This is a genomic window from Flagellimonas aurea (genome assembly GCF_017313785.1).
Lineage (GTDB): Bacteria > Bacteroidota > Bacteroidia > Flavobacteriales > Flavobacteriaceae > Flagellimonas > Flagellimonas aurea.
Map to the genome: position 1 here is coordinate 404,818 of NZ_JAFLNL010000002.1, position 25,686 is coordinate 430,503.

The window sequence follows — 25,686 nt, forward strand, 5'->3', positions numbered from 1 at the left end:
CGGTTATCTGTACAGGGTAAAGTGCCCAACAAATTCCCTGGTATCCTCATCGCCATTTAATTTGATGATATACCAATAATCACCTGTTGGCAAATCGGCCTGATTATAGAAACCGTCCCATGGGTCGGTGTCCTGTAACATTTTGTATATGCTTCTTCCATACCTATCAAAAATGGATATGGTGATATTCGGGAATACTTCGATGTTTCTTGGTTTCCAGGTATCGTTCAACCCGTCACCATCTGGTGTAAAGAAATTCGGGATCTCAATATCGATGAACTCCATAAAGATTTCCTGGGTAACACTACACCCGTTTTCATCGGTAACGGTAACAGCATAGGTCGCTGTCTCACGAATCAAGAATGTATTGTCTTCTCCATACGACACCCCATCTACCTCAAAGGTGTAGTTGGGATTACCTCCTGTGACGGTGGCAGTTATCTCGTTGATATTATTATTGCTCAATGCCAAGGTCAATGGATCAAACCCTTCCACTTCAAAAGTAAAGGTACGGTCGCAACCGTTGGCGTGAGCCACGGTAAGGGTATGTTCCCCTGGTGCCAAGTTGGTGAAATCCGAGGTCAGGACCATATCGTTCGGGTCATTGGAATCCAAACCGTACAATAGGTCTGAAACCATGCTTGGGTCTTCAAAATTGAGGTCAAGGTAGTTCGTTGGTGAATCACCATCACACTCGTAAACCACCTCCACGCTGCCTTCCAAGTTCACCCCTGAGTTTATGGTAACGATTTCGGTCGTCATACAACCATTCGCATCTCTTATGAATACTACGTAGTCACCACTGGCCAGGTTGCCATAGCTCATCTGTCCCTCTACAAAATTCTCATCTTGACTGGAGTTCAAGCTTGTGCTATATGGAGCTGTTCCGCCTTGGACTTCCAAGTTGATCAAACCATCTTCACTGCCAAAACAAATCTCATGTTCCGCAGTTGAGGTAACGGTCAATGCATCCGGTTGGGTGATTGTAAAATCCAATACTTCAAAGCATCCGTTGGCATCTTGTACTATCACCGTATAATCACCGGCCGCAAGATCTGTGAATGTTCCTTCATCAACAAATTGATTCAAGTTGGGTGAAATTGCATACTGATAGCCTGCTGTTCCGCCCGATACATCGAGTACGATGCTACCATCATCGGCACCCATACAAGTTACATTGGTAACATCGCTGGTAATTGAGAGAGGTGTTGGTTCCGTAACATTTATGGCTCCGGATACCCATTCACAATCGCCACTGATCACTCCTGCATAGTACGTGCCTTGCGGAAGCCCATCAAAGTAACCGTTTAAATTGGTCGGTGCCACTGGAATGGTCATTGCACTGTCTTGGTACAGTCCATAAACGTAGTTTCCTAGACCTCCATCCGCATCTACGGAAATGAATGCGGTGCTATCACCATTACAGTTTACATGAGGATTATAGTTTTCTACTTCGGCAGTCAATGGAACAACATCAATTACGGTAACGCCACTACTTAATACGGGGTCACAACCGTTCGCATCAATTACGTAAAACTGATATGGGGCAGTCCTCGGACTTACATCAAAAACGTGGGTGTTTCCACCAGGCATAGCCGTATATGGCCCTGATTTGGATGTGCTGAATCGATACTCATTACCAGCAAATGGAGTTCCTCCGGATACCGTAAGGGTCAACTGGGCAGGGGTATCACAAGTAAGCCTTCGTGACAAAACCAAATTCGCCCTCACCGGGTTTGGATCATTGATTACAACTTCGGCAGTTGTCACGGTACATCCTGCATCATCGCTTATATTGATGGAATATGTACCCGCACTCAAATTGTTAAAGGTACTTGAAGTTTGAGTGGACGAGGTTGAAACGGTGCTTCCGTTCTCGATTCGGTTTAAGCTAAACAATACGGTTCCCACACCACCAGATGTCAACGTAGCCGTAATGCTTCCGTCGGAATCACCGATACAATCCAATGTTTGGGTGGCAGGTGTAATATCCGCCAATAAAGGATCTACGGTCTGAATGGTTCCGCTCAGCGTGTCGTTGGTACAACCCGCCGCATCGGTAACCTCGATGGTATAAGTTCCGTCAGTCAAATTAGTGAACACATAACTGTACACATTGGTCTGCGTCAGTCCCAAAGAAGGTATCGAAATTGTGTACGGAGCAATACCTCCCGTTGGTGTTACTGACAGTCTTCCTTGATCGTTAGCACATGATGCATTGCCAATCTCGGTGATGGTCGCATCCAAAACAGCATCTGCTCCGCCTACGGTAATTGTAGTTTCCTTGGTACAGAAGGGGAAGTCGCCCTGAACCACCTCAACACGGTAAGTGCCTTTGGGCAAATCAATATTTCCGCTGGTTGTTCCGCTTCCGCTTCCGAGAGGACCATACTGCGTATCGTCACTTGTATCGCTCAATGTGCCATTTGTATTGTAAACGGTCCAAGTGAAATCACCGGAATACCCTCCTGTTAGTTCAAAATGATATTGGGCATCGTCTCCTGCACATACCACTGGTGCATCTTCATTCATATTGATTTGGAACTGCTCTATTTCTTCCACATTGTGGGTAACGATTATTGAACAGCCCGTGTCTGTATTGGTTACTCGGAACGAATGCAACCCTACCTGTAGTCCCGTAAAAGTTCCTACCGCATTGGTATTTCCTGTTGAGATTTCTTCAAATTCATAGTCGTGTGGCCCTGTAGTGGAATCCGACAACAAACCATCTGCAATAATGGTGATAGTCTCTCCTGAGTTGGCACAAGAAATATCATACTCCACATTTATGGTCGCATCCTGTAGCTCATCAAATGGTCGTATCATTGCCGTAGTGGTTCCCAAACAGCCAGTATCATCATACACATTGATGGTATAGATACCTCCTGCTCTATTTGAAATTATGAGTTCGTTGTTATTTCCATTTTGAACCACATTGCTGGATGGGTCAACAAACTCATATCGAACATAAGTTCCGGTTCCACCGGTAATTGAATTTACCGTTATGCTTGCATTATCAGGATTATTTCCTGCGGCACATCCAAACTGTACCACATCGGCGGCTGGAATGGTCACAGCGATTGGAGTTGGTTCATTGATTGTCGGAACACTAATGTCCGAAGTACAATCATTGGTGCCTGTTGCCCTCACCACGTAATCTCCAGGAGCCAAATCGTTAAATGTCCGTGTGGTGGCATCCCAAGTGAAATCACCTGATGGTATTGGGGTCAATCCACTATCCAACAATTCATAGGTCAATGGTGTGATACCATTATCGGTCTGTCTTACCGCAATGCTTCCATCATTTGCACCATTACAGCTAACATCGGTAGGTGTAGCGGTGAAGTCCGGTTCTATTGGGTCTGGAACCACAATGGTAAATGTACGTTCACAAGCTTCGTGGTCCGCTGTGGCATCCACGTACACTTTGATTTCATAATCGCCTGCGGTCGTTGGATGGAATTCAATGGAATTACCTCCCATTGAGGTTTTAGGTACCTCAACAGATAATGTGGTAAGATTCTCCACGGAATAATCGTAACTGCCCGAACCTTGTAACGCTTTGATTTCAATAGTGCCATCCGGTGTGCTAGAACAATCGATAAGTTTGGTCAATTGGGCATTTGCTTGAAGCGGAGGATGAATGGTAAAAGTAGTCCACGTCATAGAACATCCATTACCATCAATTATATAAAAGTCATAGTCTCCAGCAGCTACATTGGTAAATAGGCCTCCATTGTTCAAAAATGTCGTTGGAGCTCCAGCTCCTGCGGTTACCATGGCATAACGAATACCTCCTACCAAGGAATTTCCTGTTACGGTTACATCTGCACTACCATCACAATTGGCGACCTGAATGTCGTCAATAGTTGGGTTGGGGGTCAATGTCATTGCAACCGTATATGGAACGCTTGTAGTACATCCATACACATCGGTTACGGTAACATGGTAATCCCCTGCTGGTGAATTAGCAGGTATTTCGATTGGGTTTTGAGTGGTTGCAGTAATTGCCGTAAATCCACCTGGACCGGTTACATCAAAGGTGTATGGTGCGGTTCCTCCATTGATATTTGTAACGGAAATCAATCCGGGTTGATTACATCCAATTTCTTGAGCTTCTGTAACATCGGCTGTGATTGGAAGTTGTTCTTCAATTAACACGTTTTCACTGCCTCCAAGACATGCATCTAGGTTTGAACCATCTACCTGCGTAATGTTTATGTAGTATTCTCCCGCAGATAATCCTGTAAAATCAAGGGTACTTGTATAAGGTACATTTGCCGCAGATAATCCACCTCCACTAACCTCCAAAGGAGTAGGGTTTCCTAGTTCAAAAAACTCCCATCTCATTTGCGGCTCCGCAAAGTCAGGATTTAGACTGAAACTTACACTTCCATTATTGGCGCCATTACAGCTTGGAATTGCCGTTTCCGTTATTTCTATTGGTAAATCAACTCCCGGAATTTCATTGACATTTCGGTCGCTTTGTCTTATACAACCATTGCTATCCATCACATAGAAAACATAGGTTCTTCCGGGTATTAAACCTGTGAACACATATGGATCGTTCAATCCTTGAGCTGGCGATGTCCAGGTTGCCAGTGAAGGGTCGAAATCGACAGGGTCTTCCGTATAGGCGTACACATAATCCGGGGTTCCTTGTTCCCCCTGCACCGTTACCTCCAACTCATTACAATTCACAACAATAGCTGAAATTGAAATATCGAGATCATCCAAAGGATAGGTTAAGGTATATTGTGGTAAATCGTACCTACAAAGTGTGTTTCCACTACCATCCACTGTCCTGATGGAAGGGCGTACTTCGTCGCCTGATGCCAATCCTAGATCATTAAAAGTATCACTGGCCCTCCAGCTTGTTCCATTGTTATGGCTAAATTGAAGCGAACCATTCAATCCACTTGTTGGATACCCGGTAATTCTGAATCCGATAGCTGGGTCGCAATCATCCGAAGGAAATTCAGTAAGTGCATATCCAGTCAATTCCGGTGGGTCAACTACGTCTAACAAAGTTTGATTCATGCTACATCCTGAACCATCCGTAATTCTAACTTCATAGGTGCCGGCAATCACATTGTTAAATGTATAAGTTGTAGATGCCAAATTAGAAACTAAAGCAATCTCGGTAGCCCCTTGATATAGCGAATAGGTAAAAGGACCTGCTTGGGTAATTTGTGCTGGTGAAAGACTTCCTCCTCCATTCAATTGTACATTGGCCACAATGCTTCCGTTACCACCATTACAGTTGGGATCTTCGGGCACAGCTGCAACTTCCCAATCCACTGCTGGGTTTATGATGATATCTTCTTCAACGACCTCACAAAAAGGTGAAGTGCCGTTGTTGTCTCGGACATATAAATCAAACCCGGTTGGGTTTGCAGTGGCAGTGGCATTATCTATCAAGAAATTGTTGGTTGTTCCAAAATCTCCCGAAGTGGGCACGTCACCTTCTGGGACCAATGCATAAACCAAAGTACCGTTTCCACCCGATGCTGTTACATTGATAGAACCATCCGCACAACTGCTCACATCCGTCGCTGTAACATTTACCAATAACTGTGCATCAATGGTAACCTGGGTCACTACATCCTCACATCCAAAAGCATCTTTTACATTGATATCGTATGTACCACTGGCCAATCCTGAAAAGGTATAGGTATCCGGTGTACTAGCGTCGGGACTTTGCCATGGCCCTCCATCAATCTGGAAGAGATATCCTCCATTTCCTGAAGTTACGGTAATATCGATTGATGCATTATTGCCACCGTCATAACAACTGGTGTAACTTACATCATAGGCCAATGTATCTGGAGCATCCAATGTTATGATGTTACTTCTTATCTCACAACCAGAAATATCACGTGCAATAATCACATAATCACCAGCAGCAAGACCGTTGAATATATTTCCTGTTGGATTTGGGAAGGCCACAATAGAACCTCCTAAACCATTCTCCAAGGCATACTCGTATGTTGGTGTCCCTCCTGTTACCGTTGCCTCGATACTTCCCAATGGATCATTACAGCTTGGACTTTGTAGAATACTTGGGTTTATGGCAAGAACTGCTGGCTCGTCAATATCTTGGTTGAGTGTAATGGAGCAGCTGGTATCATCTGCCTTACGGACAATCACACTTTGGGTGCCGCTGGACAACGTTGTTGCCGTAGTCACAGGTGATGTTGTTGATGCAATCCAGTTGCTACCGCCATCTATGGAATACTCAAAGCCTACAGTGGCATCAAAATTTTCTACTTCAAACGTGATGGAACCATCGTTTGCTCCGTTACAAGAAATATCTGTATGACCGATTACCGTTGCACCAAAGCCATTTCCTGCTTCTATGACCACGGGAATATCCATGGTTCTTGGACAAGATTCTGGTACCTGTTCCACCAAAATATCGTCGATGGCCACATCGTTACCGCTATTGCCTATTTTTTTGGAAATCAGAATAAAATCCAGTTCGGTATGCACTCCTGGGTTTATGGCAAAATCAAAGGTGTTCCAAATGCGGTTCTTTGGGATATCATTGGTCTGAACTTCTCCTATTACAGTACTTGTGCCAGGTATTCTCATCTGCACATAGATATCTGGATCTAGTTGACTTCCGCTTCCCAACAAATTGATTGCCGCGAAGGAAATACGCATATCCTGATTGGGTATAATGTCCTTAATTGGTTTTTGATAGATTATTTGACCTGGTGCCGGAGAACCTACATTGATTACCAAATATCTACCATTGGAATCGGAGCCTCCAGAAGTATGGTCCGTTGGCCTTATCCATGGGCCAAAAGGAGATACGATATAACTCGTTATGGAATATTCAAAATCATTGATTTGTGTATTACTACCAACCTGATCCTCATAAGTATAGCCCAATACGTAAGGACTATCAACGGTAGGTCCGCTCCCGAAGTCCTCTAGCAACAGTACGCTTGGGTTTGGCGGGTCACTCTCTGCATATTCTGCAGTAATGGTATAGGTTCCCGGTGCAATCCCAGAAAAAGTACCATCGGTGGATGTTGTTGCACTGGGCGATGTATTTATGGTATAGCTATAATCGTAAACCGTTTGGTCCGGAGTTAGCACCACATTTCCATTCCCGTCACAATCATAAGCTAAATCCAAATCAAAGTTTGGAATTGGCAATGGTGGGTCTATGGTAATGGGCAGCGTAATTTGGCACCCCCTGGCATCTCTGGCAACCAAAATATGATTCCCTGGTGGCAACAGACCAATTCTTACCGAGGGATCCATCGGGTCGTCGGCAATGAAGGAACTTCCCCCATCAAAACTAAATTCGTATGGTGCGGTACCTCCTTCCATATTGGTAAACCTTACTTCAGAATTACCATTTACGTCACAAGTCCCAGTACTTGAAATACCAGCATTTGCCTTGAAGGTTTCCGGGTCGTCCAACGTAAAAGTTGTACTGTCTTCGCAACCATCAGCGCTTCTCACCCTAATGGTATAGGTTCCCGGTGATAAATTCACAAAAGTCGGGTCGCTTTGTTGCGTAGCCCAATCATCGATACTATAAGTATAAGGAGTTTGGGACCCTGATACGTTCATGGTAACCTGTCCTGTATTTGACCCTTCGCAGGTAATCTCCGAGTCGATGGTCGGAGCTGCTACGGTTAGACTTCCCAAATCATTAATTGTGACTTCATTGGAAAGTGCCCAACAATTGTTACCGTCCACCACCACAAATTGGTATGTCCCTTCTTCCCCCGATGGAAAATTGAAAACTCCCGGGGCAATGGTATCCCTTTGAAATTCTATGGAAGGGATATCTGAGATACCCGAGTAAGATGTGCTGCCATCTTTTGCCCAAATGGCATATAAATAGGATGGACTTGGATCACCTTTTGAAGCACTCAATGTTATAGTACCATCAGTACAGGTTATTTGTTTGGTGGTTGATGCAGTAACTACTGGATCGGGAATTTCCACTATGGTAAACGCCTCGGTTTCTACACATCCATCATCTGTACTCACAACTACCACATAGTCTCCAGCAAGAAGGTTTTCGAAAGTATAGTCGCTATTGGCATTTGCCAGATTCTGATTTACAAAGGTTCCCGGATTTCCAGAACCGTCATCCTCGTATAAAACATAACCATAATTGGCCCTTGCTTGGGTCGCCTGGATTCGAACACTTCCCTGTCCTAAACAAGTTACTGGATTTGTCGTTATGTTGATGCTAAGATCCCTGCGCTGTATACCTATCTCTTCGGTACTAAAAACACAACTGCCGTCCAACGGATCTCCAGTTATAGGATCCAATTGGGTAAAATCAACACGGTAAGTTCCTGGGGTACTAATGTTAAAATTAGGTCCATTGTTATCGGTATAGGAAATCAAAATCGTTTCCGATGATGTATCCACCAATTGATAGCCATATCCAGAACCTACATTTTGAATTCTGATATGTCCATCAGTGGAACAAAAAATATTCTGCGTATCATAATCAAAATCAAGATTGTTCTGAAATACATCAAAGTAGAAAATGCTGTTACATCCACCTGCATATGACAATACGAGCCTATAACGTCCTCCTGTATTGGCTGTGAAGGAGTTTCCTGTCTCCACTTGATTCCATGTACAGCCCATTTGTGTATTTGGACAATCGGGATTGGTCGCGGCACAGCTGGCCTCGTCCAATTTTTCCCATCTAATGGCCTGGGCATCCGTAATATTCAGGACAATATCCTGCGTATCGTTTGTTCCGCATAGAAATATTTGCGGCAGCTGTGAACCATCATTTGCACAGGTCACTATTTCACCTTGTATATCGTTTGTGATATCGGCATCCCCATTCAAATTGTTGAAGTAAGTGATTATTGGGTTTACCTGAGTTGTTCCAAAACGTGTCACCTCCATAGATTCAATGTTGGTTCCACAACTGGCTGATTCTTTTCTAACCAAGTAATTTCCTGTCTCTTGCACAGTAACCGTTGTTGGGTCATTATCTGAATCTCCATCGGTATAAACCGTATCGGTTGCATCAATTTGGCCATTTTGGTTCAAATCACGGTACCAAGTGTAGGTATCGTAGCCCTGTCCTGCTGTAATTACGGTGCTAGCGCCGCAGATTTGGATTTCACTTTCAAAAACACAATTGGTCAAATCGTCCAATAAAAAGTTGGTGGCCCCATTGGTCACAAAGCCACAACTGTTCACATTGGATACACTCGGGTCATTTGAAATGGTCTGACCGCTTGTAACTCCATCGTATGTGGAGAATGCGGTATTATGAATGGTAGAACTACAGGCTGCAACAAAATCGTGACAGTTATCGGATACCTCGACACGAATGATTATTTCATAAGTGTTTCCTCCTTCCGTTACCAATGCATCCGGTACTTCAAAAATTATTTCTTCTGGGTCCGTACCACTGGTTGTCATGGTAACACCAGGAGCACCGGATAAATCTATATTGTTTAAATTGACATTATCAGGAAGTACATCACGAATGATAAAATTGGTAGCATCGTCGTTACCACGGTTCCAAAATCGTAAAACATACTCCAAGGACTGTCCAAGATTGACACCATCTCCGGTGATATCGTTTCCAACTAGATCTTTTACCTTTTTCTCTACTATAATTTCCGGGTTGATGATTTCAACCGCAACTGTGGTAAGAAAAAGAATTACTCCTTCGCTGGAGGTACTGATCAATACTTCACCGCTATCATGGTCGTTGGGCAACACTGAATTCCCAGCATTGGGCAGGTTCAATATATCGGCATCCCAGCCCAAAGTGTTCCTACTTGCAGGGGTACGGGTATCCACCCAGCTTCCAAGGTGGCTTATGGTACTGTTAAAGACGTTGTTGCTCGGGTTGATGGCATCACTCAGATAAGTCCAGCTATCGGTTGGATTTGCCCTAAAACGCATACTTGGCCCAGTGACACGGTCACCATCAATTGTACTAGCGCCTATCACCGCATTCACAGGTAGTGGTGCTGGAACGGTTCTAAAACCACTGAAGGGCACGTTTGTTTGGGAATAGGTACTGCCCATTGCTGCATACCCATCAAAAGTGGAAATATACTTGCTTGTCGAGTTCTGGTTCTCGTATATCACTACCATGGTCCAACCTGCACTTACATTGCTCTCCGCAGTAGAAGCTACTACATTGGCCACTGTATACTCACCATTGGGATCGCTAAGACCTGAAAGTAAATGTGTGACCTCCGCATAATTAAGATAAGAGGTCATATTGACCCCGCTCAAATAATCGACATCCACAATACCTGGATCGGTTACACCATCACCGTCCCTATCGCCGTCCTTATCATAAATCTGTTCAAACTTAAATTCAGGACCACTGTTCGGGCCGATATCCACATAAGTACCCCCGGGAATTTTAAATTTCACCTGTTTGTAAGGGTCGTCCCTGTTAGTGTCCCTGTATATCCCGCCCCAATATAGGCCCGCATATACCACAGCAGAACAGCTTGGTGCGTTCAACTCGGCACTACTGGAACTAAACGTGGATGGATCCCCATCAATATCGATATAATCCATAGTAACGTTCTGGTTACTGGAACTACCATTATAATCGGTATTGGGGTCACTGGCAATGCTCACAATATTATTGGCCACATATACCAAATCTCCTTTTACCTTCATATTGTCACCTGGCAATCTGGGTTCGAACGGTACGGAAAGTTGTGCTTGGGACAGCGATACAAATGCTATAAAGAACAAAAGGAATAGGGTCCTGTTGGAATGAATAGCAAAGAATTTATAATTCATGCTTGAGGTTTTGGATAGTGTCGGTTATTTGACTGCGGTATCAAATCTATCCAAAGAAGAAAACGTGAGGAATCTTATGTTGTGGAAGGCTTGCAAAATGTTGCAAACCTTACATATACTGGTGTTTAGAACTATTCTAAATCATAAAAATCTTTGATAAAATGGGGGGCTCACAGTATCTAACCATCAAAAAAAGCTATACATCAGTAGGATAATTTAGGCTCCAACCATATCCACCCCAAGGAGAAAAGAAGCAAAATATAGAACCAAAATGGGGATACAGGTTCCAATTCTTTATTTAATATCGACGCTGAGTCATCAAAGGTATTTTTAGAGCCGAATTTTCGATAATTTACTTTCATAATTTCCGATTGACCGATAGACTGAAGTTCTTCGTCCTCATATACAAAATAACTTAATGGCAGAATGGAATCACTGAAAACTCGGAGCTGGTTCCAGCCAGTTTTTTTGGGATATACAACTCCAGTAAACTTATTGGGCACCAAAACGTCTTCAAGCAATGGAATAATTTCATCGTCGTTGACCTGGACTTGGAAATCGGTCAACGGGGTCTGTACTTCGAATTGAAAAGGCTCATCGCGTCTTGGAATTTGGGTAATTGCCGTCCATTTCAGCATTGATTCCTGTTCCTTTGCAATATTGTTTAGTATTTGAGTCCAGATTTGAGCATAAAGTGCTTCCTTTCCATCCAAAATCAATTGATAAGTATTCTGGAGCAAGGTTGTACCGATTTTCCCTTTTTGAATTGGTAAGTAGGCCGCCACGGCAACGGAATCCATCAAAATCTCTTGTGACCGTAAAGTTTCCTTAAACTCATACGGGTACTTTGATAAGGTTTGTGCGGGCTGGCCCAATACGATTTCGGTAACATAATCCCGATTGAATTGAAACGGGGATTGACTTTTTGAAAGTCTGAACAAACCTTCACCGGCCTGCACAAAAACACCAAGACCTTGCGATTCAGCAACCTCTTCCATGGCTTCTTTTGAGGCACGTCCCAAACCGGTGTACGAATCCGTATCAATAATCAAGAGGTCATACTCCTTCAAATTTTCGGAAGTAAAGCCATACATAGATCCCGAAGCTCCATTGAAATATTCAAACTTATATTTCCCTTTGGTGAGTTGCGTTCGGGCCAAGACCTCATGTCCTTTTTCAGTCAAGAAGTTTTTGAGATATTTCGTCTCAAAAGTTGGAAATGTATTGACCATTAGAATCTTTAAGGGTCTTCCCTCCTTTACCTGAATAGGTACCGGCTCATTGGATACAACTTCACCATCTCCCCTTTTTTCCAAAAGATGATATACAAATTTTCCACTTGCTTTCGGCTCTGCGCTGAGTGTTACCACCTGAGCATCTGTTTCTTCAAAAAGCACTGAATCCAAAGGGTTTTCGGCATTATCAGCTAAAATGGCCCAATGACCTGCTTTGGGCTTTGCGTATTTGGCCCTTATTTCCAAAGGTTCACCTAAAATCATTTCGTTATTTCTGGAAATCACGGTCCACCCTTCTATCTCATCACTCCCTAAAAAAGCAACGGATTTATTCTCGACCTGCCAAAAATCAAATGCTTCCAATCCATGTCCCAACAGAAAAATGGAATCCACGTCGGTTAAAAGGGACAACGTGCGTCCTTTTGTATACTCCTCGGTTTTGATTCGTTTGTAAATTGACTTCAAACTATCCAGTTGGGTCGGGCTATAGCCTGCGGTCAAAACAATTCCTTTACCCCTTTCGGATTCTTGATAGGTACTTGGTTTCAATACAATCATGCAAAGCGAGACGATGGCCAAAAATGATGCGATCAGTTTCACATAAAACCGTCGTTCTTTTCGTTGCGACCATTCCTTCCAGATAAAAACAACCCAAAGAACCAGTCCCACTATAATCACTGGCCATAAAAGATTCTGGTTCAAAAACACCACGCCATCATTCATAAACGCCCAATTCTTTTAAGTACAACGAATTTATTTCACTATAATACTTTGTCTTTTTCATCGGAATGTCCTCTATTTGAGGTAAAACAGACAATAGATTTTTTTGCACTTCGGAATAGTTTTCTTTGGACCTGTTGGCGGCCTTTTCCAGATCGCGTAGTCCCTGCAAAACCTTAATATATTTCAAGGGTTCCGAAACTGCTCTTTGGGCCAATTCGTTTCCTGCATCAACAAAAAGAGCACTGTCGCCAGCATCAAACTTTTTTTTACCTTGAATCAAGGATTCTAATCGGGATATGGCTTCCCTTGTGGATGCAAAAGATTTTTGATACTCGAATTCCTGTCGCTTATCATAATTGGTGATGTTTTCAACATCTCCGCTCAACCTGTTTTCTTCCTTGATTGGCGGAGGGTCAAAACCAATCCGGTGAACATAAATCCTCGCACTGTTTTTGATTTCTTGTATGATTTCCAGAGCATCGTACTGGAACGGCAATGATTTTTCGGGTTCGTAAAGGCGTAAATGAAGTTCCGCATCCCACATAATGTTCAGGGCATCCCGAAGCTTTGCTTTCAATGATTTCTCGAACAAGGTCGACTCTTCGGGGTCGGAATGGTTGTGCAAATAGTCGTGCAAAGGGTCTTCCGCTTCTTGGCCTTCATTCTCATCACCGTGCTCCTCTACCAAATTATGCTCGTTATCGCTATCGTGTTTATGACTGTATTCGTCCAAAAGGTCTTCCTCTCCTCCCTCATTACTTTGTTCGGTTTCGCCATCGTTATGCGAAACCGCTCCTGCCGCCGCTTGCATCTCGGTCTCGTCTCCCATAAACTGCCCGTATTTTAATCGCAACTGTTTCTGGTCAAACCCCAGTTCGTTGCTCCTAAATTTGAAGTCTTTTTCAGAAATATTGGGTTTATCGGCAATCAGCTTTTCGGTATCGATAATTAATTGGCGCTGACTCCTAAAATAGTCGGGCATCAAATCCACCCCCAAGTTGCCCTCTACTGCAAACATGTCGGTCACGGTATCGCGGATTACCGCAAAGTAGGTCTCGCTTCGTGCAACATTTGGTGAAGGTCTTTTTTGGTCCAATGCCTCCACATAAAAATAGAGCTCATCCCCCGGGTCCATTTTGAGGTCATCCAAATCCAGAGGTTGCTGCAAATCCATTCGTTTATTCCCTTTGGGAACGGCCTTATTAAACCGAATGGTCTCTTCCCTAAACTTGACCGATTCACCTGACCCTTTGCTCACCGTTGCAATGATATAGGCATCTGCAATTCCGAAATCATCGGAAATGCTCGTATTGAGCATTAGTCTTTTCTCATCATCAAACTCGAAATAACTGTAACTGTCCAAGCCTTCAATTTGTACCATTGGGGGCTCATCCTTGACCATTTCCAAGGAATATAGGTCACTGACATAATTGTTTCCTTCGGAATCTTTAAATGTAAAACTGTAAAATCCAGAAGCTTCCAAATTTTTGGTCAATCGGTATGATTCATCAATTTTAGCAAAATCTATAAGTTCGCCCATTAAATCCAGCTGCACTCCTTGAACACCTCCATCAAATTCCAAGTTCCATTGAATACTGGAACCTTGCACCGCTTTAATATTGGGGTCGGATGTGTCCAATGCTGATTTTCCAGTGTAACCCGGATATCGAACCGTAATCTTGGTTCCTGTCAGCTCTGGAATTTTAATTGAAGTCGACAAGTTATCCTTTGGTGAAAATGTGATTTGCTCTTTTGTTGATTTATTTCCGTCCAATGGATTCCCAACTTTTGAAAATACAAACCTTCCCGCAAGCCCCAAAAGAATCATGGCAAACATAATAAGGGTTGCTTTCAACAAGTTGTGGGGCGGTCTCAATTTGGACAAAACAGGTTGCAATTGCAAGGCAACACGGTATTGCTGTAATTTGGACAAATCCGATAGCTCGTTGGAGGGCGACAATAAAAGTCCGCTACTAAATCCAGCTTGGGGCAAATGGGCATCAATGTAGCTCACGGCATTCTCTTGACTTATGCTCCACGGTCTCAAAACAAAAACGGCTATGGCGGCAGATACTATAAAACCTATAACTCCATGAACAAGATTATGGGTCAATAAGTAGACAAGACCACCAAATCCTATGGCGTAAAATAGCCCTTCCAGATATTTGGATCGCTGCCATCTCTTTTGAAACTGTTTTATGGACCGGCCCCCCATCATTGTTTTTTATAGTTTGATAATAACCGTTCAACAATCATCAGCACAGCAAGAATGCCAAATATCCAGAAGGAAATATCCAGCAAAGTAGCTCTTTCCCTTTTTCGCTTGGGTTCCACGTAATTGGGTCTGAGTTGCCCCTCGTCCATTTGCCTGATATCGGAACTCGCTACCAAATTCCTTACGTCGGAGTCCAATTCCAATAGTTGAAGCAATTGCTCCGGCAAGCGTTGTTCCATCGTATTCTTTGGGTTCAACCTTGATGTTAGGTAAAATAAATTTTTCTCTGGTCCTGCTTCGATCAATTCCTCGGACAACGGGTTTTCTTGATATACCAACTGTTTACCTTCCAACTGATTGTTATCTGTATTGCCCAAAACAACATTCAAATCGGCTTGATTGTTGATTGATTCGTCTTGTTTGTGAATACGTATTTCCCGTTTTAAAAACGTCGATAAGGCCTTGAACGATGCTTCAATATAATTTCCTTCCCGTTCAAACTCCGCCTCCACAAACATATTAACATGAAGGGTGTCCAACTTTTTTAAAGGAACTATTTTAGGTTCATCGGAAAGCAAACGAAGACTGTCATTTATTACCTCGAAGCCATCATCCCATACGTTTTTATTGGTTTTGGTTGTTTTACCACTGCTTGAAACTGTGACCAATTCAATGCCGTCTTTACCCTTAAATGCCATTAATGGTTGATCTTGTATTCCTTCCGTATCCGTGACCACCCAATGGATTTTCTTTTGGGTATTGGGTCGCATCGACCGAAAGCCTTTTTGCAATGCCTTGGTGAAGACCACAATACTATCGGAGCGTAAAGAATCCATTTTTTGCACCAATTGCCAATAGTTGGGCTGTTCCTTGTGCATTTGATAATCCCCGTCAGCTTCCCAAGCTGGAAAACCATTTGCTAACAGGAAAACCGGAGAATTTTCTTGTAAACTATCCAATATTTGGCTGATAGATGCATCGTTGGCTAGAGAAGCTTCCACAAGGTATGTGACTTGCTTCCTATCTCCTTTGGTGCGCCATTGGGGACCCGCCATCAACAATACGATAAGGGCTACCATCAACATCCGGAGCAATAACAACAGCCACTCGTTCAATTGAATGCTACTGGACTGCCGTGAATTGGATTCATCCAATAACTGGATACTTCCAATTTTTATGGTCTTGGCTTCCTTTTTGCTCCACAAATGGATGGCCAAGGGAACCAAAAGTCCCAACAATGCCCAGAGATATGACGGATTCGCAAAAACCATTTACACCAATCGTATTCGTTCCTTTAAAAAGAGCTGTAGGGCATCACCAAGGTCACTGTCCATTCGAAACAAATGATAGTGGACTCCTTGTGACAGCAATTGCTCCTTGGTCGCTTCTATTTTTTCTTCCAAAGCCTTTAAATAAGTGGCCTTGGCTTTATTGACATCAACCTTTACTTTGGCGCCTGTTTCCAAATCTTCAAAAGTGATGGACTTTTTGTAATCAAAATCCATTTCTGCTCCTGCCATAATTTGAAGCACCACCACTTCATTAGTTGCGGTTTTCAGATTCTTTACAAAGTCGGACAGTTCCGACACATCCTCGTACATATCGGTCAGGAAAAATATTAGTTCCTTTTCACCTCTGTTATGTATTTTTCGTGAAGCTATGGCAAGTTCAGGCCATTTCCCCTTGGTGGATATTTTTAAAAGCTCCAACAACAAACGGTTGAAATGTTTTTGGTCGGCTTTGGGGTAGATGCTCGTAAAATCGTCTTCATTCAAAGCAAAAAGCCCTACGGAATCGCCTTGTTTTTGTGCCAAATGGGACAGACAGGCCACCATGACACGGGCAAATTCCAATTTGGAGATGCCATGCTCTTCATGTTCCATAGAAGCACTGGCATCCACTATAAATTTTACGGTAACATGACTTTCCACTTCGGATTGTTTGATGTAGTACCGACCCGAACGGGCCAACATTTTCCAATCCAGTAGCCGAAGGTCGTCCCCAGGTTCGTATCCTCTGTATTGACTGAATTCCATACCAGGACCTACGCTCTTGCTCCGGTGCAGACCAGAAATATAGCCTTCCACCACTATACGTGAAATCAGGCTAAGGCCCGATACGGTGTTGATGACTTCAGGTTTTAAAAGATCGTGGTAGTCCCTTGAGGCCATTATCTATCTTTTAATTGAATTGCCTTAAATATCTCTTTTGTAACCGTATCCGAGGTGATTCCTTCTGCATCGGCCCTAAAGTTTACGAGTACCCTGTGTCGCAAAACTGGCAAGGCAACACTTTGAAGATCTTCCAAACCAACGGCCAATCGGCCTTCCAAGAGTGCATTGGCCTTGGCGGTCAATATCATGGCCTGACCAGCACGGGGGCCTGCCCCCCAATCCACCCATTGTTTTACATAGTCCACTTTGGATGTATCTGGACGGGTAGCCCTTATGACATCGCTCACATATTGAATCAGCCCATCGCTAATGGAAACTTCCCGCACCAACTGCTGCAACCTCACAATATCCTCTCCTGATAGCACTTTGTTCAGTTGGGCTTTTTTGGTGCCCGTAGTGGCTTTCAAAATTTGGGTTTCTTCTTCGTCCGTTGGGTAGCCTATTTTGATGTAGAGCAAAAATCTATCCTGCTGAGCTTCTGGCAAAACAAAGGTTCCCGATTGTTCAATGGGGTTTTGTGTGGCCAGTATGAAAAATGGCTTGTCCAACGGATATGTTTTGTCCCCGTAGGTTACTTCGAACTCCTGCATGGCCTCCAAAAGGGCTGCTTGCGTTTTAGGAGGTGTTCGGTTGATCTCATCCGCCAAAATGATATTGGAAAAAATAGGGCCCTTATTGAATTTGAAGAATTTTTTCCCCGTGCTATGATCCTCTTCCAATATTTCGGTACCGATAATATCCGAAGGCATCAGGTCGGGCGTAAATTGTATCCTTTTGAACTTTAAATCGATGGCATTCGAAAGTGTTCGGATCATCAAGGTTTTTGCCAATCCTGGAACTCCTTCCAGCAAGGCGTGTCCTCCTGCAAGAAATGTAATGAGCAATTGGGAAACCGTATCCTCTTGCCCAATGATTACTTTTCCTATTTCTTTTTTAAGGGCGGTCAGTTTTTCTGAAAGCCCTTCTACTTCACTTGCAATTTGTTGTAGTTCTTTATCCAAATTAGTCCTGTTAAGAGGTTAAAGCGTATAACACAATGTTTACCCCAAATCGGGTGTTGTCAATTTTGTACCAGCGTTTGTTCCTAAAGTCATAATCCCATTCACAACCATAATCTTTGTTGCTGTAGAGGACCCCTATTCTTCCATCTATGATGATGGCTTTTAGATAGTCATGCACCAAATCGTCGCCCCAACCGTTCAGCTCTTGGGATGTTGTGGGCGGACCATCATCAAACTCAAAGAAAATGGTATAGATTTCGTGGTCGTTGGGTATTTTTTTCAATTCTCCTGGCCCAAATATTTCATCCATTTGGCGTTCAAAGGATTTGGCAAAAAGGCCATCAATATCATGATTACAGTCATCAGCGAAGACAAAACCGCCATTGCGCACATATTTTTCAAAGTTTTCCCGTTCTTTTTTGTTGAACTGGACCAATTTATGCCCAGAGATATAACAGAACGGGCTTTTAAAAATATCGTCGCTCGCCAGCGTAATAATCTTCTCTTGGGTATCCACTTTTAAAGTGGTGTACTCGACCAAAGAATTCAACAGATTGGAAGGCATGCGCTGATCTACGTCCCAGTCTCCTGATTCATATTGCAATCGTGTAAAAAAGAATTCGTTATCCAATGCCATTTGGGTAGTTGGCTAAAATCATTGTCAAAATAAAAACTGGCGATCAAGGATTACCTGACCACCAGTTTGTTTTGATTTTATTGTTTATACCGCGTCCGAAAGACTGGTGAACGTAAAGTCACGAATCTTCATATAGGGAATCAAGTTACCTTCAACACGAACTTGTTGTCCTAGCGATTCCAAATTATTCAGCATAATAATGGGACTCTCGTTGAACCTAAAGTTCTTGACAGGGAACTTGATTTGTCCGTTCTCGATATAGAACGTTCCGTCCCTTGTCAAACCTGTGTACAATAAGGTTTGTGGGTCTACACTTCGGATGTACCAAAAACGGGTTACCAAAATACCTTTTTTGGTTCCTTTGATCATATCTTCCAAGCTTTCGTCGCCGCCTTCCATAATCGCGTTACTGGGGAATGGAACGGGTTCCACACCTTTTTGTTCGGCCCAATAACGGTCATATGCCAAATTTTTCACAACACCATTTTCAATCCAACTTGTTTTTTTAAGTGGTTGCCCAGCACCGTTCCAAGTAGCCGTAGGCACATCGGGATTCAAAGGATCTGACCAAATATTGACTCGTTCGTCCACTATTTTTTGACCTAGTTTAGTGCCGCCATCTTTTGCAGACATAAAACTTCGCCCTTCATCGGCAGATCTTGCATCAAAAGAGCGGAACATATTTTGCAACAGACCAATCGATGCTGCTGGCTCCAAAATCACCGTATATTTTCCCGGTTCAATGGCACGTGCCTCTCTGGACATTACTGCTTTGTCTATAGCTACTTTTGATGCTTCGGAAGCATCAAACTTGTCGATATCGTTATAATCCCTTGTCACCCAACCAGAACCTGTTCCGTCGTTGGTACGCATGGTCACGGTAAAGTCCACATTGGTGGATTGGTTGTATGCGAAGAGTCCGTTGGAATTGATCATTGCTGAAAATTGCGCTGAATCGTCCAAGAAACCTGCTGCGGTAACATCCTGCTCAGCTGCCGGCACAATACTTTTACTGGCCACTTCCGCCCTGTACTCTGGTGTAACATTGGCGGTTGACTCTTTATAGGTTATGGCCTCATCATAGGTCTGTGGTCCCAAAGGCGGCATAAATTCAGGGTTTTCAGGAGATAGCTGAGCTAACTCTTCAGCTCTTTTAACTACCTTTTCCAGTGATGCATCATCAAACTCATCAATGGTAGCGGTACCCACTTTTTTGCCAAAGCTGGATTGTACCACCAAACTTTGTGTAGATCTATATCCTGCGGTGGATACGGTATTTCTTGCATATCGGATATTACCGCTGTTACTTCCACTTAGGTTTATTTCGCAGGCATCGGCCTTGGAGAAACTCAAGGCTTTCTCCAAAATCTTTTTTGCTTCTTCTTTAGTATATATAGCCATTGTCTTATTATTTAATTTGAATAAACCTTAAATGGTCCTACCTGTATTGATTACGTTGATTCCGTTAAATCTTGATGTGGAACTACCGTGTGAAACGGCACTCACCTGAGAAGGCTGTCCTTTTCCATCGAAGAAAGAACCGAACAATCTGTAGTCGTCCTTATCACATATTTTAGCGCAGGAATTCCAGAATTCTGGGGTATTGGATTGATAGGCTACATCTTCGAGCATACCTACTATCTCACCATTCTTGATTTCATAAAACAAGGTTCCTCCAAATTGGAAGTTGTAACGTTGTTGGTCAATAGAGTATGATCCACGGCCTAAAATGTAGATTCCCTTTTCCACATCTTTGATCATATCCTGCAGTGAATATTTCTCCTTCCCGGGTTCCAATGAAACGTTTGGCATACGTTGGAACTGCACATCTTCCCAACTTTGGGCGTAGCAGCATCCGTGCGATTCGTTTTGATCGATCATATGAACTTGATCTCGGATGGCTTGGTAATTCACCAAGGTTCCATTTCTGATCAAATCCCATTTCTTGGTCTTTACACCTTCATCATCATAACCAACGGCACCTAAAGAACCTTCTTGGATTTTATCGGCTACAATGTTCACGATATCGCTACCGTAGTTAAAGTCCTTGGACTCCCATTTGTCCAATGTGGCAAAACTGGTTCCTGCGTAGTTGGCCTCGTAACCCAATACACGGTCCAATTCCAATGGGTGCCCCACAGATTCGTGGATAGTCAATCCAAGGTGGTTCGGCTCCAATACCAAATCATATTTTCCGGCCTCTACGGATTTTGCGGAGAGTTTTTCCTTGGCCTGTTTTGCTGCCATGGTAGCGTCTTCAACAATATCGTAGCTTCTATTGTATAGTTTGATGCCTTCCGGACCTTGAAGTTTTTCGGATTCCAGACCATCCATATATTCGTAGCCCATGCCCATTGGAGCACTCAAGGCTTGACGGCTTCTGAACTTGCCTTCTGCACGATCGATTGCCGTAACGTTAAAGGTCGGCCAAATTCGATGCACGTCTTGATCAATATAAGAACCATCGGTAGAGGCAAAATACTTTTGTTCGTTCACCATAAAAAGGGCGGAATTCACAAAATTGGCCCCATTTTCCATAGCGGCAGCGTTAGCACTCAAAAGCAAATCTACTTTTTCGGAGATAGGCACTTCTTTAAAGTCCTTTTTTATTGGTGTTTTCCAAGATACCTCTCCATGTCCTTGAACCGGTGCCAGAACAACGGGTTCTTTTTGAATCTTTGAGTTGGCCTTGGCAATGGAAACCGCATGCTGTGTAGCCTTTTTGATTCCATCCTCGGTCACATCATTGGTGGATGAAAAACCCCATGTACCATTGGCGATAACACGGATTCCAATACCAAATGATTCGGTGTTCACCACATTTTGAACTTTATCCTCACGGGTAAAAACATACTGGTTCAGATATCTTCCAATTCTGGCATCTGCATAGGTGGCCCCCATGGACTTTGCCGTATTCAGGGCGACATCCGCCATTTTCTTTTTAAGGACGGTGTCCATACCTGGTTCGAGCAATGCCTCCGCAGGGATGTCATTTCCCAGAAGAAGCGAGGGCATCATCATAGCCCCTGCACCCATACCAGCGTACTGTACAAAATCTCTTCTTTTCATTTTGATTAGTTATTTGATTTATTTTGAGTTATTAATAGGTAAGAACATTTTTTTTAAGATGATGGGGTCAAGTCCATTCGTTTTAAAATTAAACAGCGTACCCGTAGCTTTATGTTAATTTTAACCTAAAATCCTTGAACAACGGTCTACAGGCCCCAAACGACCAACCCTTATTACCAAAAAATCCGGCATTATTTATTCGTGATTATACAACTGAATTACAAGGTTTATCTTACAATGGCACTGACCATTGTATCTGTATTGATTTTCTATATTTTGTTACAGTACATTCCAAATTGATTAGAATGTTTCGAGAATCTTATCTTTGAAACAAACGTGGATTATATGGACCACATGCTCATACCTATCCTCATTGCACTCTACATTCTGGTTGCACTGACCATGGTCGTAAGCTTATTATTAAATGGAGTGAGACCCAGCAAGACCTTGGCTTGGCTGTTGGCCATCTTTACCATCCCCGTAGCAGGTGTCCTACTCTATATTCTGTTCGGCAGAAATAGGAGAAGGTCCAAGATGTTTTCCTTGAAAAATCAGTTTAATCCCATCAAACCATTGGAAAACGCAAATTGTGATCCCCAAATCTCTGACGATAAGCTCAAAATAACCCATTTGATCAACAAGACAACCCATTGCGGCATAACGTGCCATAACGATCTAGAGTTGTTGAAGGATGGAAAGATCACCTTTGAAAGCATCTTTGAGGCCATCGAAGGGGCAAAAGAGCACATTCACTTACAATATTACATTTTTGAAGATGGCGAACTGGCCGATAAACTTCTGGATATTTTTGAAAGGAAGGTGGCCAATGACGTAACCATAAGATTACTCTACGATGGTATCGGCAGTTATTCACTAAGTAAAAAATACCTCAAAAAACTCAAGGATATCGGTGTTGAAACAGCGCAGTTCCTTCCCTTTAAGTTTGGAAGGTTTCTGGCTTCATTAAACTATCGGAACCATAGAAAAATAATTGTGATCGACAATAAAATAGGGTTTACCGGTGGCATCAATATTTCGGACAAGTATCTTAGGGGCGACCAAGCATTGGGGAAATGGCACGATACCCATTTGAAAATAGAAGGTGAGGCCGTTGACTTTTTGAACCGATTGTTTGTTACGGACTGGTTTTTGGCCAGTGGCAAAAAAGTGGATGCTTCCAATTTTAAAATCCATGCAATCCATAAGCGTAAAACTTCACTACAAATTGTACCCAGTGGCCCGGACGACGATTTTGATGTAATGGAACAGGTCTATTTTTCCATTATCAATAGCTCTCAAAAATACCTCTACATCGTAAATCCGTACATAATTCCAAACCATGCCATATTGCAGGCACTCATGACGGCAGCTTTGAGTGGTGTAGATGTGAGGATTTTAATGTCGACCACCACCGATATCAAATTGGTGGACTGGTGCGTTAGGGCCTATTTTGAGTCATACTTAAAAGCGGGCATTAAAATATATTTATATGCAGATGGCTTTTTGCACAGTAAGGTGATGTTGTGCGACGACGAGATTGCCAGCATAGGAACGGCAAACTTGGACAATAGGAGTCTGCAGCAAAATTATGAAGCACAAGTGTTTGTTTATGACAGCGACTTATGCAAAAGGATGAAATCTGATTTTTTAAAGGATTGTGAAAAATCATTGATTTTGAACGATTACAACAAATACAAGGAAAGGCCTTGGATTCAAAAATTGATTCAGGGCTTTGCCAAATTATTGAGTCCTCTACTATAAGGTCACCGTTTCAAAACCCAGCTCATTTTTACAGATTTTCCCTTCTTCCCAACAGTCCAAATTATACATTGTGGTCTCGGCAATCCTCAACAAGGCCTCTTTGGTGGCAAATGCTTGGTGTGGGGTTAGAATCACATTGGGCATTTCTATTAGTTGCTTTAGGAGGTCATCGGTAATGCCCGTTTTTCTGTTATCCTTATAGAAAACACCTCTTTCATACTCGTATACATCGGTGGCATACCCTCCAAGGTGTCCTCCTTTCAGGACCTCAACAAGGTCTTCTGTTTTTACAATGCCACCGCGCGCCGTATTTACCAACAGCGCTCCTTCCTTCATGGCCAAGAACATGGGTTCATGTAGTATATGGTGGGTTTCGTAGTTCAACGGTACATTGATGGTGATAATGTCCGACAGTCTGCACAATTTCTCCAAAGGAAGATATTCCAGATCATAATGGTTTTCCAGATAAGGATTACGATGCAGGTCATGTGCCACAACTTTGCATCCAAAGGCATGGAATATTTTCACCAAAATAGAGCCGATTCTACCCGTTCCAAAAATACCGACTGTTTTTCCGTTAAGGTCAAACCCCATTAAATTGTCCAATGTAAAATTGTATTGTTTTACTTGGGCATTTGCCTGAATCAACTTCCGGTTAAGTGCCAATGTCAAGGCTATGGTATGTTCAGCAATGGCGTGTGGGGAATATTCCGGAGCATAGGCTACTTTTAGCCCTATACGTTTGGCAGATTTGACTCCTATGTTGTTATAGCCCGTAGATCGCAGCGTAATGTACTTGACACCAAGGTCGTGCAGTATTTCCAGTACTACCAGACTTGCATCATCGTTCGAGAAAATACAAACGGCATCGTAACCTGCGGCCATTACCGCCGTTGTGGAATCCAAGGCTTCGGGCACAAACACCATTTTATGCCTGCCTGCGTTCAATTTCTCCAAGTTTTTTATCTCAAAATCCTTGGCACTGAAAACCAATACTTTCATACGTGTTCTTGATTCAATTTAATTCAACAATCTTTTTTGTTTTCTGTGCTTGATCACTTTTGATATGATATCGAACATGAGGTTCTTGGTATGCCTGTACTTCATAAAATAATCGGACACATCCATGGACAAATCGTTGTGGGTATCCAGATAGGCTGCTTCCATTTTTTCTTGATCAATATCATCCACCATGATCTGGAGCTGATTTTCATGCAGTTGCACCCTTTTGAACAAGTCCACCAAATCCTTTTCGGATTGGTTCAAGGATTGCACCAAGGGCTGTACACTTTTGAACATATCCGAATCGATAATGTCCAGTGTATAATCCTTCACCATGGTATTCAGAAATTTTTGCTCGTCTCTGGCAAATTTCAATTCAGAAAACCACTTTTTTGATTCCTCGTGCAGCTCCTCTGCACTGAACCACTCTTTAAGCCTCCTTTTGTTTGATTTTGTTTCCATAACGGTAATTTGTACATAGTTACATGTCATGTATCGCCTAATTCTAGGTCAATCAAAAATAGACCACAATCGTTTGATGTATAATGATTTAAATCATATCAAACAATTGATTATCCGGATTCTTAGTTTCGACCGCCCTTCCCAAAGGATTTTTTTACCAATGCCTTTATCTGGTTTTCGGTCATGCTGTCCGCAGTCTCCTTCTTCTTTACTTTTTCGGCCAAACGGGAATGCCTTGTTTTTAGGGCGTCCAAAAATTTATCCGGCGTTTCTGCAGGGCCAAAAATGACTATTTCGTCGGCATCTGAAACTTGCTCGGCAATCTCTTCAAAGTATTTTTTTAATTGGTGTTTCTCCCTTTCAAGATATTTGCTGTCCTGTACCACATCCTGTGGACCCCATTTTGTTTTGGAACGCGAACCTCCCTTTGGGTTAAAAAAGTCAAGTTCCGAGGGAATATTAAAAAAACTTTCCTTGTCATTGTTAAGGACCACTCCTTTGGCTTCTTGCTTATCCATCCATATTCCTACTTGTTTCATACCATCATCCTTTTAATTATAATTCCTTTTAACATGGGCATTCTTCGGCCATGACCAGTATATCGGTTTTGCTGGAAAATACAAGG

The 25,686-nt window shown here is 42.9% G+C and carries 13 protein-coding genes; 1 reads left to right on the forward strand and 12 read right to left on the reverse strand.

From position 1 onward, the window contains the following. Positions 1-3: 3 nt before the first annotated feature. The 9 genes from J0656_RS05195 to J0656_RS05235 all read right to left on the reverse strand — a co-directional run bounded on the left by J0656_RS05195 (position 4) and on the right by J0656_RS05235 (position 21,836). Complete coding sequence (locus J0656_RS05195; RefSeq protein WP_207032035.1) at positions 4-10,782, reverse strand: T9SS type B sorting domain-containing protein; 10,779 nt, start codon at positions 10,780-10,782, stop codon at positions 4-6. A gap of 203 nt (positions 10,783-10,985) precedes the next feature. Next, positions 10,986-12,740 (reverse strand): hypothetical protein, encoded by a 1,755-nt coding sequence (locus J0656_RS05200; protein ID WP_207032036.1) that lies wholly within the window; start codon positions 12,738-12,740, stop codon positions 10,986-10,988. Then, positions 12,733-14,958, reverse strand: coding sequence for a tryptophan-rich sensory protein (locus J0656_RS05205; RefSeq protein WP_207032037.1), 2,226 nt, complete (start codon positions 14,956-14,958; stop codon positions 12,733-12,735). The genes J0656_RS05200 and J0656_RS05205 overlap by 8 nt, the downstream gene beginning before the upstream one ends. Then, the gene (locus J0656_RS05210) at positions 14,955-16,226 is read right to left on the reverse strand and encodes a BatA domain-containing protein (protein WP_207032038.1); all 1,272 of its coding nucleotides are present in this window, start codon (positions 16,224-16,226) and stop codon (positions 14,955-14,957) included. The genes J0656_RS05205 and J0656_RS05210 overlap by 4 nt, the downstream gene beginning before the upstream one ends. Continuing rightward, positions 16,227-17,126, reverse strand: a complete 900-nt coding sequence (locus J0656_RS05215) for a DUF58 domain-containing protein (protein ID WP_207032039.1) — start codon at positions 17,124-17,126, stop codon at positions 16,227-16,229. Continuing rightward, positions 17,126-18,130, reverse strand: coding sequence for an AAA family ATPase (locus J0656_RS05220; protein ID WP_207032041.1), 1,005 nt, complete (start codon positions 18,128-18,130; stop codon positions 17,126-17,128). Before J0656_RS05220 ends, J0656_RS05215 begins: the two co-directional genes overlap by 1 nt. A gap of 10 nt (positions 18,131-18,140) precedes the next feature. Next, positions 18,141-18,761: a DUF4159 domain-containing protein gene (locus tag J0656_RS05225; protein ID WP_207032232.1), complete on the reverse strand. Its 621-nt coding sequence runs from the start codon at positions 18,759-18,761 to the stop codon at positions 18,141-18,143. Positions 18,762-18,851: 90 nt separating this feature from the next. Further along, a complete protein-coding gene (locus J0656_RS05230) occupies positions 18,852-20,168 on the reverse strand; it encodes a TldD/PmbA family protein (RefSeq protein WP_207032043.1) in 1,317 nt (438 codons plus the stop codon). 27 nt (positions 20,169-20,195) lie between these two features. Then, complete coding sequence (locus tag J0656_RS05235; protein ID WP_207032044.1) at positions 20,196-21,836, reverse strand: TldD/PmbA family protein; 1,641 nt, start codon at positions 21,834-21,836, stop codon at positions 20,196-20,198. Positions 21,837-22,181: 345 nt separating this feature from the next. On the opposite strand from J0656_RS05235, the gene cls reads away from it, so the two are divergent. Continuing rightward, a complete protein-coding gene (gene cls, locus J0656_RS05240; protein WP_237688850.1) occupies positions 22,182-23,597 on the forward strand; it encodes a cardiolipin synthase in 1,416 nt (471 codons plus the stop codon). Here cls and J0656_RS05245 read toward each other — a convergent pair. The 3 genes from J0656_RS05245 to J0656_RS05255 all read right to left on the reverse strand — a co-directional run bounded on the left by J0656_RS05245 (position 23,592) and on the right by J0656_RS05255 (position 25,600). Further along, positions 23,592-24,599, reverse strand: a complete 1,008-nt coding sequence (locus J0656_RS05245) for a 2-hydroxyacid dehydrogenase (RefSeq protein ID WP_207032046.1) — start codon at positions 24,597-24,599, stop codon at positions 23,592-23,594. The two genes, cls and J0656_RS05245, sit on opposite strands and share 6 nt — an antisense overlap. An 18-nt stretch (positions 24,600-24,617) precedes the next feature. Then, on the reverse strand, positions 24,618-25,061 hold the full coding sequence (locus J0656_RS05250; protein WP_207032048.1) for a hypothetical protein: 444 nt from the start codon (positions 25,059-25,061) through the stop codon (positions 24,618-24,620). A gap of 122 nt (positions 25,062-25,183) precedes the next feature. Next, the gene (locus J0656_RS05255; protein WP_207032050.1) at positions 25,184-25,600 is read right to left on the reverse strand and encodes a hypothetical protein; all 417 of its coding nucleotides are present in this window, start codon (positions 25,598-25,600) and stop codon (positions 25,184-25,186) included. Positions 25,601-25,686: the final 86 nt, after the last annotated feature.

What these genes read in the sequence shown, in the direction of transcription:
- J0656_RS05230 (WP_207032043.1), bottom strand. Translation starts at nt 20,168, where the DNA reads ATGGCTATATATACTAAAGAAGAAGCAAAAAAGATTTTGGAGAAAGCC.
- J0656_RS05210 (WP_207032038.1), bottom strand. Translation starts at nt 16,226, where the DNA reads ATGGTTTTTGCGAATCCGTCATATCTCTGGGCATTGTTGGGACTTTTG.
- cls (WP_237688850.1), top strand. Translation starts at nt 22,182, where the DNA reads ATGGACCACATGCTCATACCTATCCTCATTGCACTCTACATTCTGGTT.
- J0656_RS05250 (WP_207032048.1), bottom strand. Translation starts at nt 25,061, where the DNA reads ATGGAAACAAAATCAAACAAAAGGAGGCTTAAAGAGTGGTTCAGTGCA.
- J0656_RS05245 (WP_207032046.1), bottom strand. Translation starts at nt 24,599, where the DNA reads ATGAAAGTATTGGTTTTCAGTGCCAAGGATTTTGAGATAAAAAACTTG.
- J0656_RS05200 (WP_207032036.1), bottom strand. Translation starts at nt 12,740, where the DNA reads ATGAATGATGGCGTGGTGTTTTTGAACCAGAATCTTTTATGGCCAGTG.
- J0656_RS05205 (WP_207032037.1), bottom strand. Translation starts at nt 14,958, where the DNA reads ATGATGGGGGGCCGGTCCATAAAACAGTTTCAAAAGAGATGGCAGCGA.
- J0656_RS05215 (WP_207032039.1), bottom strand. Translation starts at nt 17,126, where the DNA reads ATGGCCTCAAGGGACTACCACGATCTTTTAAAACCTGAAGTCATCAAC.
- J0656_RS05195 (WP_207032035.1), bottom strand. Translation starts at nt 10,782, where the DNA reads ATGAATTATAAATTCTTTGCTATTCATTCCAACAGGACCCTATTCCTT.
- J0656_RS05255 (WP_207032050.1), bottom strand. Translation starts at nt 25,600, where the DNA reads ATGAAACAAGTAGGAATATGGATGGATAAGCAAGAAGCCAAAGGAGTG.
- J0656_RS05235 (WP_207032044.1), bottom strand. Translation starts at nt 21,836, where the DNA reads ATGAAAAGAAGAGATTTTGTACAGTACGCTGGTATGGGTGCAGGGGCT.